This is a genomic window from Candidatus Cloacimonadota bacterium (genome assembly GCA_021734245.1).
Lineage (GTDB): Bacteria > Cloacimonadota > Cloacimonadia > Cloacimonadales > TCS61 > B137-G9.
The window spans coordinates 21,624-34,095 of record JAIPJH010000023.1; the positions used below are offsets into that span (position 1 = coordinate 21,624).

General features: G+C 37.8%; 10 protein-coding genes. 8 read left to right on the forward strand and 2 right to left on the reverse strand.

What is annotated here, in order from left to right; translation table 11 throughout:
* Positions 1–25 precede the first annotated feature (25 nt).
* From K9N40_05415 to K9N40_05445, 7 genes are all read left to right on the forward strand, one after another.
* Positions 26–874, forward strand: a complete 849-nt coding sequence (locus K9N40_05415) for an ARMT1-like domain-containing protein (GenBank protein ID MCF7813893.1) — start codon at positions 26–28, stop codon at positions 872–874.
* Entirely contained in the window at positions 868–1,245 is a 378-nt protein-coding gene (locus K9N40_05420; protein ID MCF7813894.1) for a VOC family protein, read from the forward strand. Before K9N40_05415 ends, K9N40_05420 begins: the two co-directional genes overlap by 7 nt.
* Positions 1,246–2,409, forward strand: coding sequence for an MFS transporter (locus K9N40_05425; GenBank protein MCF7813895.1), 1,164 nt, complete (start codon positions 1,246–1,248; stop codon positions 2,407–2,409).
* Positions 2,406–3,764, forward strand: a complete 1,359-nt coding sequence (locus tag K9N40_05430; protein ID MCF7813896.1) for an FAD-dependent oxidoreductase — start codon at positions 2,406–2,408, stop codon at positions 3,762–3,764. Before K9N40_05425 ends, K9N40_05430 begins: the two co-directional genes overlap by 4 nt.
* A gap of 58 nt (positions 3,765–3,822) precedes the next feature.
* On the forward strand, positions 3,823–4,845 hold the full coding sequence (locus tag K9N40_05435; GenBank protein ID MCF7813897.1) for an arsenic efflux protein: 1,023 nt from the start codon (positions 3,823–3,825) through the stop codon (positions 4,843–4,845).
* Between the two features lie 94 nt (positions 4,846–4,939).
* A complete protein-coding gene (ispD, locus tag K9N40_05440) occupies positions 4,940–5,638 on the forward strand; it encodes a 2-C-methyl-D-erythritol 4-phosphate cytidylyltransferase (GenBank protein MCF7813898.1) in 699 nt (232 codons plus the stop codon).
* Entirely contained in the window at positions 5,635–8,352 is a 2,718-nt protein-coding gene (locus K9N40_05445) for an SIS domain-containing protein (protein MCF7813899.1), read from the forward strand. The genes ispD and K9N40_05445 overlap by 4 nt, the downstream gene beginning before the upstream one ends.
* On the opposite strand, the gene K9N40_05450 is transcribed toward K9N40_05445, so the two are convergent.
* Together K9N40_05450 and K9N40_05455 are read right to left on the reverse strand one after the other, a co-directional pair.
* On the reverse strand, positions 8,335–8,583 hold the full coding sequence (locus tag K9N40_05450) for a hypothetical protein (GenBank protein ID MCF7813900.1): 249 nt from the start codon (positions 8,581–8,583) through the stop codon (positions 8,335–8,337). The genes K9N40_05445 and K9N40_05450 overlap by 18 nt on opposite strands.
* Before the next feature lie 72 nt (positions 8,584–8,655).
* The gene (locus tag K9N40_05455; GenBank protein ID MCF7813901.1) at positions 8,656–8,877 is read right to left on the reverse strand and encodes a hypothetical protein; all 222 of its coding nucleotides are present in this window, start codon (positions 8,875–8,877) and stop codon (positions 8,656–8,658) included.
* A 147-nt stretch (positions 8,878–9,024) separates the two neighbouring features.
* On the opposite strand from K9N40_05455, the gene K9N40_05460 reads away from it, so the two are divergent.
* Positions 9,025–12,381 carry a response regulator gene (locus K9N40_05460; protein ID MCF7813902.1) on the forward strand — a complete coding sequence of 1,119 codons (3,357 nt, stop codon included), beginning with the start codon at positions 9,025–9,027 and terminating at the stop codon, positions 12,379–12,381.
* Positions 12,382–12,472 lie beyond the last annotated feature (91 nt).

A 12,472-nucleotide genomic window follows, 5' to 3' on the forward strand; every position in this document is an offset into this window, starting at 1 on the left:
ATGTCGGCAGACAGAGAGAGAAAATATGAAAACCTATCTTGATTGCTTTCCCTGTTTTTTGCAGCAAGCTTTGCGCGCCGGCAGAATTGCCGGAGCCGATGAGCAGACTTTGAAAAAATTATTGGATGAGGTGGGGCAGATGCTGAAGGATATTCCGCTTTCCCACACACCGCCGGAAACAGGCGAGATCATCTACGGAATGATCTCAAAAATTACTGGCAACAGCGATCCCTATAAAAAAATCAAGCAGCAAAACATCGAATATGCAATGCAGCTTTATCCCGACCTGAAAAATAGGATCAAAAAATCCGAAGATCCGTTGCTGACTGCTATCCGACTGGCCATTGCCGGCAATGTGATCGATCTCGGCGTGAATCGAAAATTCGATCTTGTTAAAGATATCGAAACTGTCCTGGAACAGGAGTTTACCGTCTTTGATTATCAGCGGTTCAAAGCCGGATTGGCTAATTCAGACAAAATTCTCTATCTTGCCGATAATGCCGGCGAAACTGTGTTTGATAAGCTCCTGATCGAAGAATTGAGAAAGCCGGTAATTTATGCCGTGCGTGAAATTCCTGTTTTAAACGACGTAACCATCGTTGAAGCCAGACAGATCGGCATCGATAAAGTGGCTACTGTTATATCTTCCGGTTCCACCGCACCCGGCACGATCCTGAAAAATTGCAGCCCTTCATTTATAGAAATTTTTAATAATTCCGACCTGATCATCAGCAAGGGACAGGGAAATTACGAAGGACTTTCCGGGGAAGATGCGCCAATATTTTTTCTGCTGAAAGTGAAATGCGAAGTCATCGGCAGAGATCTGGAAGTGCCCCCCAATGCCATCATCCTGAAGGGATCGGAAGCATGCTGAATCATATTGGAATAACAATCAACTCCCAACAGGAAATTTCAGATTTCTATCAAGAAATCCTCGGTTTCGAAATTATAAAAAACTTTCAGATCAATTCAGAACTTTCCAATCAAATTTTCGAAATGAAAAATTCTGCAGAAGTATTTTTATTGAAAAAAGATAATATCTTCCTGGAGATATTTATCAGTCCACAAGGAATAGTAAATAAATATAATCATGTTTGTTTATCATACTCAAACCGAAAAGATTTAATATCACAAGCCAAAGAAAAAAAATATAAAATTAGAATAGTTCCCAGGGAAGATTTTGATCTGGTCTTCGTTTATGATAAAAGTGGAAACATTTTTGAGATTAAAGAACTGGTGAAATAGATGAGAGATAAATTCCAGACAAAAAACGTGATCACAGTGTCTATTGCTCATTTAATTCACGATACATATCAAGCTTTTCTGGCTCCAATTCTACCGCTGCTGATCGAAAAATTTGGCATCACCGTATTTTTAGCCGGTCTGCTTGATATTGTCCGCAAAATACCTTCGCTGGCCAATCCTTTTATCGGTCTGCTGGCCGATCGAATGAGCGTGCGCTATTTCATCATTCTGGCTCCTACAATTACCAGTGTGGCGATGAGTTTGATGGGAGTGGCACCAACCTATATTTTTCTGATTATCCTGGCTTTCATGGCTGGAGTTGGCTCAGCAATTTTCCATGTTCCGGCTCCGGTAATGATCAAGCATATTTCCCATGATAAAATCGGCAAAGGCATGAGTTTTTATATGCTGGGAGGTGAACTGGCTCGTACTTTAGGACCGATTCTGATCTTGGGTGCAGTTTCACTGTGGGGTTTGGAAGGAACTTATCGTTTAATTCCACTGGGAATATTAGCATCGGGTTTACTATTTTTCCAGCTTCGCAAAATCGAGATCAGGCAAGATTTCCAGAAGAAAAAAGAAATAAGCGCCAGAAAAACATTCAATAATCTATTACCTTTTTTTATCACAATTGCTGGCATAATGTTTTTCCGATCTGCCATGAAATCGGCTCTCACGATCTATCTTCCCACCTATCTCACAGCCAAAGGTTCCAGTTTATGGATTGCCGGCATTTCACTTTCCATTTTACAATTTGCCGGAGCCGGCGGAACGCTGCTGGCGGGAATAATTTCCGATAAGATCGGCAGAAGAAATTCTTTGCTGATCATTTCAATTGCCAATCCCATTTTGATGTTTTTATTTATTTATCTGCAGGGAATCTGGAAAATCCCGATCCTGATCATTACAGGATTATTCCTGTTTGGAGCCGGACCGGTAATTTTAGCTTTGGTTCATGATCTCGATTCCGAGCATATGTCATTTATCAATGGCGTGTACATGACCATCAGTTTCATTCTAAGCTCGATTATGATTCTGGCAGTCGGCTATTTTGCCGATACTATCGGATTGGATCTAACATATAAAATCTCAGCCTGGATTGCTTTCGGTTCAATTCCATTTGTTTTGATGATAAAATCAAATAATACAAGGAGAGAAAGATGAAAAGCTTTGATGTAATTATTATTGGCGGTGGTCCTTCCGGTATCATTACCGGTGTAACAGGTAAAAAGCAAAATCCGGATAAAAGTTTTTTGATGATCAAAAAAGATGAGAAAGGTTTGGTACCCTGCGGAATTCCTTATATTTTTCACGATTTGAAGGATGTATCTGAAAATATGATGGGACCCAAACCGTTTGTGGATGCCGGTGGAGAAGTTTTGGTAGATACTGTAAACAAAGTAGATGCTGAAAAGAAAACTGTTTCAACCGAGAAAACCGGTGAGATCCAATACGGAAAACTTGTGTTTGCAACTGGTTCAAACCCCCTGATTCCTACTTTCATCAGAGGCTACGATCTGGAAGGAGTCAGTTATATTAACAAAGATTATGATTATATCGAAAAGTTGAAAGCAAAAACTGACAGCATCAAAGATATCGTAGTTATTGGAGGTGGATTTATCGGAGTGGAAGTTGCCGAACAATTGGCCAAACATTCCAACAAAAATGTATCTCTGGTAGAAATGGAAAAATATTGTCTTTATAGAGCTTTTTCTGAAGATGTAGCTTCCAGAGCGGATGAAATATTAAGAGCTACAAATATCAAGCTTTTTACGGGAACAAAAGTTCAGGAAATCAAAGGAAAAAATGGAAAAGTTGATCGAGTTCTTCTTTCTGATGGATCTGAGATCAAAGCCGAAATGGTGATCTGCTCAATCGGCTACATTCCAAACACAAAACTGGCACAGGAAGCTGGATTACAGATGAATGATAATAATGCAATTTTAGTTGATCGTTATATGCGGACAAATATAAAAGATGTTTATGCCGTAGGCGATTGTGCCGGAACGCGAGGATTCATTACCGGCGGCAGCGATAACGTGATGCTGGCATCCACGGCTACTGCAGAAGCCAGAATTCTTGGCTACAATCTATTTAATATAAACTTAATTAGAAACTTCCAGGGAACTTTAGCCGTTTTCAGCACCGAGATAAATGGTAGAGCTTTTGCTTCTGCCGGTGCAATCGAGCAAGCTGCAATAAATTCCAATATCAGTTTCATTACAGGTGAATTCCAGGATGTAGATCGTCATCCCGGCAAACTTCCAGGAACTATGAAACTTTACATTAAACTCATTGTATCTCCTCAAAATGGAATCATTATCGGTGGAGAACTTTGCGGTGGAAAATCTGTGGGTGAACTCATTAATGTTATCGGGCTTGCCATTCAAAAACGAGTTACAGTATATGAACTGATTTCATTCCAGATGGGAACTCATCCGCTGCTTACCACAGCTCCTACAAAATATGTTCTCATCAAAGCTGCCGAAAATGCCATTGCCAAAATAAAAAAGTGTTAGACATTTTAACTGGAATTTCGGATTGATTGATTAGTTAAAATTTTAGTGGGAGGAGCAGATGATCCTGGAAATAATTGAACATGCATTTATGATAACCGGTTTTGTGTTTGTAATGATGCTGGTGATCGAATATGTGAATGTTCAAACAAAAGGAAGCTGGCATCAGGTTCTGCAAAATAAACGCTGGCTACAGTATGTTCTGGCTGCCGTATTAGGAGTAATTCCCGGTTGCCTGGGCTCTTTCACTGTCGTTGCGCTCTTCTCACACAATATTGTTTCATTCGGAGCTTTGGTCACCACAATGATAGCTACCAGTGGCGATGAAGCTTTCGTTATGCTTGCTATGTTCCCGGCTGATGCATTGAAGCTTTTTGCAATATTGTTTATAGTTGGAATTGGAGCTGGAATTCTAACCGATAAATTATTTCCAAAGCTAAACTTTACGAAAAAATTCGGTCATCAAAAATTACCTTTGCATGAAGAACAGAAATGTGACTGCTTCAATTTTAAAAACATTATCCAGCAAGTAAAACGACCATCCTTGCAACGTGTGTTGCTATTTGTCATCGTAGGATTTTTGATTTATGGAATTATGATTGGTTACATTGCGCATGAAGAAAAGAGCTGGATAAGAAATACCTTACTGGTCACATCTTTCATTGCTCTTTACATCATCATCACCGTTCCCGATCATTTTCTGAAAGAACATCTCTGGAATCACATTGTCAAAGTTCATATTCCCAAAATTCTGCTCTGGACTTTTGGAGCTTTACTGATTATTCATTTCCTGTTGGATTCTATAGACATCAAAGCCTGGGTTCAGAGTAACATTATAGTTGTTCTTTTAGTTGCTTGCATCATTGGTCTGATTCCGGAATCAGGACCTCACCTGATTTTTGTTACTCTTTTTGCTACCGGATCAATTCCGTTCAGTGTTCTTGTGGCAAGTTCAATTGTACAAGATGGACACGGCATGATCCCGCTTCTGGCAGAAACGAAACGTGGTTTCATCTTGGTAAAAGCCATAAATTTCGGTTTCGGTTTTGTTATCGGTTTATTGGGATTGCTTAGCGGATTTTGATCGATATTTCATATTTCAATTTTGTAGATAGCTATTCTTAGCTTGACATCTGTAACTCATTCAAATTTTCTCAGTTTCAAATTAAGGAAAGTTAATGAGGAAAAATATAGCAATTATCACTGCCGGAGGTAGCGGCAGACGATTTGGAAGTAATAAAAAGAAGCAATTTGTTGAAATTGCAAATCGGCCAATCTTATTCTGGACGATTGATAAATTTGTTAGATATGATGAAATTCACAAGATAATCATAACCTTACCACCAGAAGATTTCGCTGAACAACAAGAACTGATAGAAAAAGAATTCCATTCGCATATATTTAAATTTGTTAAAGGTGGAAAAGAACGACAAAATTCAGTTTTCAATGCACTTTCTGCTTGTTCCAGAGATACAGATTTTGTATTTATCCATGATGGAGTTCGTCCTTTTATCAGCTTGGAAGAAATAAAAAAATTACATGAAAATGCTTTAAAATTTGATGCCGTAATTCCTGGCTACAAAGTAAAAAACACTATCAAACAAATCGGGGGCAATCAAATAAAAAAAACAGTTCCCCGTCAGGCTCTGATCGCGGTTCTTACACCGCAGATTTTCCGATATTCGATTATCTGGGAATGTCACCAAAAAGCCAAAAAAGATAATATTATCTGCACTGATGATGCTGCTTTGCTTGAATATTTTAATATACCTGTTCACTGGATCGAATGCTCTTCCAAAAATATAAAAATAACTGAGCCGAACGATCTGAGATTAGCAGAATTCTATTTGAAAAATGAGATGGAGAAAAATACATGAATTTAAAGAAATTAGAAAATTTTGAATTGAAAATCCCATTTCCTATTTTGGGAATTGGTTGTGGTGTATTGGGACTGAGCTTAGCCAAGGTAAGTGTAAAAATGGGAAAATATGCTTCTCAGCTGCTGCGAGCTTTAGAATATCGCGGTTATGATTCCACCGGAGCAGCCTTCCAAAAAGATGATTTAGATGTAAAACTTTTGAAAGATGTTGGAGCTCCCAGCACACTTGTAAAAACTCTGGGCATCGAAGATGAAGAAGGTAAGATTTTCTGCGGCCAGGTTCGCTGGGCTACGTTTGGAAATGTTACTCAAAAAAACGCACAACCTCACAAGGTAAAATGTAAACAATTTATTTACGGCGCTCATAATGGCAACATTACCAACACGCGCGAATTAAAAACATTCCTGCTTTCCGAAGGTCATAATGTAGTATCTGATAATGATGGTGAGATGCTGGTTCATACCGTGGAACATTATTTTGATAATGAACTCAGTAAGATCCGCATCGAAGATCAAACTGATCATAAAATAAGAAAAGAATGCATGAGAAAAGGCATCATTCAAGCTGCCGATAAAATGGTCGGTTCTTACGCTGCTGTTGTGGTCGATCCTCTTACCGAAACTTCCTGGGCAATAAAAGGTGGCAGCAGTTTATATTTTGGAGTGGGAGAAATTGATGACAATCAATTCGGCCTGGCTTCTTCTGATCTTACAGCTGTTCTTCGTTTTACAAAAATGTTGGTTAACTTGCGGGAAGGTGAGTTTGTAGAATTTCAAGTAAATGAATTTAAGATCTTCGCTTTTAAAGAAATCAAAGTAAAAAAACCAGGTAAAAAAGATCAGATCATCAATGCCGGAGATCAGATTAAAAAACAACCAGTTCGTTCTAAACTAAGAGCAGAAGACACCGAATTGCTGCCACCATTTGATTATTTTATGGAACAGGAAATTCATGCCGAAGTAGAATCTTCCGGCAAATTGGTAAAATTATTTCAAGGTGGATCGAACACAGCAAAGCACATGCTGAACCTTTTACAAAAGGAAAATATCTATAAAACATTGGAAGAGCTTTACAAGAAAATTTCCAAAGAAGATGAGCATGAAATGCAACAAAAGATATTCGATGATTTTAGAAACAGTGATGAAGCTGAGAATTTTTACAAAAAGGTAAAGGCAAAATATCCTGCCATTTACAATGAACTGGTAAAAAAAGATTTTGAGAAAAAATACTTTTTCTCTTCCGACAAAAACCTTTATATTGATCTTTTGGGAAAAGATTTTGATAAAATAAGTTTACTGATCTCCAAAGCTCTGGATACTTTAAATGAATTCCAAGACGTCGATGAATTCAACAAAAGTGTGGATGATTTTCTAGAGATTGCTCATAATACCTGCAAAAATAATCGAAATATTTATACTATTGCCTGTGGTACTTCATACCACGCTACTTTAGTTGCAGCACTGTTTTTCAACGAGATCGCCAACTTGGAAATAATTCCTATTCTACCCGGAAATTTCCGTGGTCAATATTCTCGAAGTCTGCACGATAACGACGTTATTATCGGTGTTTCTCAGAGTGGCGAAACCAAAGATCTGATCGATATTTTCAACGATGTGGAGAAATCTGGACTCAACATTAAAAAAGTTGTGCTGGTAAACAATATGAATTCTACTTTAGGTCAGGAAAAAAGTGATGTTTCCATTCCTATTTTCTGCGGACCGGAAATAGCTGTTCCTGCTACCAAAAGCTTCATAAATCAGATAACTCTTTTCTATTATCTTGCTATCAAAACTGCGGAAAAACATCTGGAAATAATCAAAGAAATCGATCCCAAAAATCATAAAAAGCTTCAGCATTCCATTGCCGAAAGAAAAGAATCTATCAAACTTATCCCCAAATTAATTCAAGAGACCATCGAAACAACAGAAGACCAGATCGAATTTGTAGCCAGCAAGATTTATATGGAACCCTCGATGCATATTCTGGCCACCAAGATCATGGGAGTTGCCAAAGAAGGTGCACTGAAAATACGTGAAACTGTTCTGAATCACACTGAAGGTGGTGAAGCTTCAGAATTCAAACATGGCCCCAATACAATTTTGGGGAAAAATACTGTTTTTGGTTTGAAAAGCGTAAAAGCAATGATCAGACATTTCAACAACACTCTGGATGAAATGGATCTGATAGCAGAGAAAAGAGGCCTGAAATCAGATGATCGCCGAAAAATCTCGCGAGCTCTCAGTAATTATGTTTTCACGCAATCTTATCCTTTTAATCTTTCACCAAAAGCGATGAAAGTATTCAAGGAAACTGCTGAAAAATTTGATTTTTTCCAAAATGCTTATCGAAACTATCCCCTTATCTATGTAACTGGTCCTGATGAAAGGGATGTAAATTTGACTATTTCCCAGATCAATACTCATAAAATTCGTGGTGGTGACACATTTGTAATTGCAGAAGAAGATGATAAACTTTTTGAAAATGCCAAAACAAATCCACACGATGAAGGTTATTATGGCTGGGGATACATTATTCTTCCCAAAACTGGTGATACTCTGCTTACAACTTTTTCTGCAACTATCGTCCTGCAGATTTTGGCACTGAAAATGAGTGTGAGAAAAATGGCTTATCTGGATCGTATGGAGATCAGCGATCATGGTGTTCATCCCGACGTTCCTAAAAATGTATCCAAATCAATAACTGTAGATTAATTTGTACACTTGAAACTCCTGTTTCAGCATTCTCGATCTGGCAGATCGAGCGGTTTCATCATTCTCGATCTGGCAGATCGAGCTACTCCTCACATTCTTGTTCCAAAACTCCACACAATCTTCTCGTTCCAAAACTCCCGTTTGGGAACGCAAATGCACTTCAAACTCCGGTTTCAGCATTCTCGATCTGGCAGATCGAGCTACATTTACCTTCTTGTTCCTGAACTCCATACAATCTTCTCGTTCCAAAACTCCACACAATCTTCTCGTTCCAAAACTCCCGTTTGGGAACGCAAATGCACCTCAAACTCCGGTTTCAGCATTCTCGATCTGGCAGATCGAGCTACATTTACCTTCTTGTTCCTGAACTCCACACAATCTTCTCGTTCCTGAACTCCATACAATCTTCTCGTTCCAAAACTCCACACAATCTTCTCGTTCCAAAACTCCCGTTTGGGAACGCAAATGCACTTCAAACTCCGGTTTCAGCATTCTCGATCTGGCAGATCGAGCTACATTTATCATCTCTTACTTCTCACTTTTGCAAAAAAAACATTTGGAAGATTCGATGAATCGAAACATTCCAAAGTTTTTTCATTTTTTTTTGATTGACTAATATATATAAATTTAATTAACAATAATTAAATTGTGAATGGAAAGGAGCGGCGATATATGAACAGAACTATTTTCGTGGCAGATGATGAAAAAAATCTTTTAGAAATATACCAGGATATATTTTCATACAAATCTAAAAATTCCAAATTATATTTTGAAGCAAATTTCTTTGATAGTGGAGATTCTCTTCTGCAAGAATTCAAAAATTTTTACAAACATAATAAACGCGTTCCTATTTGCATTCTCGATGTACGTATGCCCGGCCTGGATGGTTGGCAAACAGCTAATGAAATAAGAAAAACAGATCCTCAAACCATCATTATTATAGTTACAGGATTTGATGATAAAAGTTCAGAAGAAATCATGCAGTCTCTCAGTCATGATTATTATTTTATTCGAAAACCATTCACAGAAAGCGAAATACTTTCATTGGCAGATTCTCTTTTGAAAAACTGGAATAAAACTCAAGCACTATTCCGCTATGCTGAAGAAATCAAATCTACCACATTTGAATTGAATGAAAGTAAAGAAAAATTCAAACATCTGGAAGATAATCTTAAAGATCACTATTTCTTTTACACACACGATGTAAAACGCAAGTTTTCTTATGTAAGCCATTCTGTAAAAAATGTTTTAGGTTATTCAGAAGAAGAATTTATTAATGAAAGAAATAATTTTGTTACAGATAATCCTAAAAACAATAATGCTGCCGAATATACAAATATGGCAATAAACGGAAAACGACCACCTATTTTTGAAATAGAACTTCACCACAAAGATGGATCATTGCACACCTTAGAATTATCGGAATTTCCCATTTTTGATGAAGAAAACAACGTGGCTGCAATTGAAGGTATGGCTCATGATGTAACAGACCGAATTGAAACTGATAAAAAACAAAAACTTCTGCTGGAAATATCAAATGCTATCAACAGAATTACCGATATTCGAGAACTTTACAAATCTATTCAAGATTCGCTAAACAAAGTTATCGATACTACGAATTTCTACATTGCACTTTACGATAAAGAAACGGATACTCTTTCACTTCCATACCAGCAAGACGAAATGGATGAGTATAATTCCTTTCCAGCTGGAAAAACTTTTACAGCTTATGTTATCAGAAGTAAGAAGTCTCTTCTGGCAGATCAGGAAAAACAAAAGAAACTGATTGATGCCGGCGAAGTAGAGCAGGTAGGCACTTCCTCCAAAATCTGGTTGGGAGTTCCCCTTTTCGTTCAAAAAGAAGTAATCGGAGTTGTTGCAGTTCAAAGTTATGAAGATGAAAATCTATATACAGAAAAGCATCAGGAATTATTGGAATTTGTATCTGAACAGATAGCAATAGTCGTGGAAAGAAAAAAAACCGAAATAGCGTTGCACCAGGCAAAAGAAGCAGCCGAAGCTGCTGCCCGAGCCAAAGCAGATTTCTTGGCTTCCATGAGTCATGAGATCAGAACTCCAATGAATGGTGTGATCGGCATGACAGGACTGCTGAGCGATACTCCGCTAAACGAGGAACAAAGAGAATATGTGGAAACAATTCGCATTAGTGGAGAAAGCCTTCTCACCATTATCAACGATATTCTTGACTTTTCTAAAATTGAATCCGGAAAAATGGAATTGGAAACTCAACCATATGAATTAAGGTCTTGCATTGAAGAAACTTTCGATCTGGTATCTACTAAAGCAAGTGAAAAAAAATTGGATCTGGTCTATCTGATCGAAGCAGATATTCCTCCTTTTATCGAAGGTGATATAACCCGATTACGTCAGGTTTTGGTAAATCTTGTGAATAATGCAATCAAATTCACTGACAAAGGTGATATCTTTGTTCATGTGGAAAAGAAATCTACAAAAAACAAAACACTGGAATTGCTGGTATCGGTAAAAGATACCGGTATCGGCATTCCCAAAGAACGTCTAAATCGCTTGTTCAAAGCCTTTTCTCAGGTAGACTCTTCTACGACCAGAAAGTATGGTGGAACTGGTTTGGGCTTGGCAATTTGTAAACGCATTACCGAAATGATGGGCGGAAAGATCTGGGTGGAAAGTGAATATGGAGAAGGTTCTACATTCTTCTTTACTTTCAAAACAACTGCGGCTCCTGTAAGACGTTCGAAAATTTATACGGAAAGCATTCCCGAAATGCAGGGAAGTAAAATCCTCATTGTTGATGACAACTCTACTAATCGCAGAATTTTGAAACTGCAATGTGAACGTTGGAAGATGCATCCTGTTGCAGTGGAATCTGGAAAAGAAGCCTTGAACATGATACATAATGGTGAAAAATATGACATTGCAATTCTGGATATGCACATGCCTGAAATGAATGGAGCTGAATTAGGAATTGAAATCCGCAAAAAATATACTCATGAAGAACTTCCATTGATCATGTTGAGTTCCGTTGGCAGGCCGAATAATGAAGATATTCCAGAAGGTACTTTTAATATGTTCCTTTCTAAACCTGTAAAACAGAGTCAGTTGTTTGATTCCATGTCCAAAGTCCTCACCAAAAAAGTGGAAAAAGTTGAAACCATATCGCGAACTACTAAGTTGGATGTTAACCTGGCAAATAAAATACCATTAAAAATATTGTTGGCAGAGGACAACATCATAAATCAGAAAATTGCTGTCAGAATTTTACAAAAAATGGGTTATCAGGCAGATGTCGTAGCAGATGGTCTGGAAGTGATCGATGCCCTGAAAAGACAGCATTACGACCTGATATTCATGGACGTGCAAATGCCGGAAATGGATGGTTTGGAGGCTACCAAGAAAATTTTACAGATCTGGCCCAAAGCCGATATCAGACCAAAAATAATTGCCATGACAGCAAACGCCATGGAAGGTGATAAAGAAATCTGTATCGAAGCAGGAATGGATGATTATATTTCTAAACCGATTGCGGTGGAAGAAGTACAGGACGCAATTCAACGTTGGGGAGAAAAGAATAAAGATGTGGGATCAAAAGTAAAACGTCCAACTTCCGATGAAATAATGGATTGGGCAATGATCGATTCTCTCAAAAATCTTGATATTGGAGATGAGGCAGGAAATCTGCTTGTTGATCTGGTCAACATCTTCCAAAATGATTTTTCTGAGCATTATCAGAATTTGATTTCTGCAATAAAAAAAGATGATTCAGGAAGTATTCAGGCCTTGTCTCACAAGTTGAAAGGAACAGGAGCAAATCTGGGTGCAAAAGGCTTTGCCAAAATCAGTTATAATCTGGAAACAAAAAGTAAAAACAATGATCTTTCGGGAGCAGAGGAATTGGCAAATGCTCTGAAGAAGATGATGTTTCTTACTCTGGAAGAATATGCCACCTATTTTCGTACCATTGGCAAAGAGTTTGAAATAACTTTAGGTAGTGTAACATGTTTTATGAAAAGTTATGAAACATTTTCATAAAGCGAGAATAGAAAAACATAAGTGAAAAATAGTGTCAAATCGTGGATAAGTCTGAAATTTATCTAAAGTGTACACTATCCACACCACGACT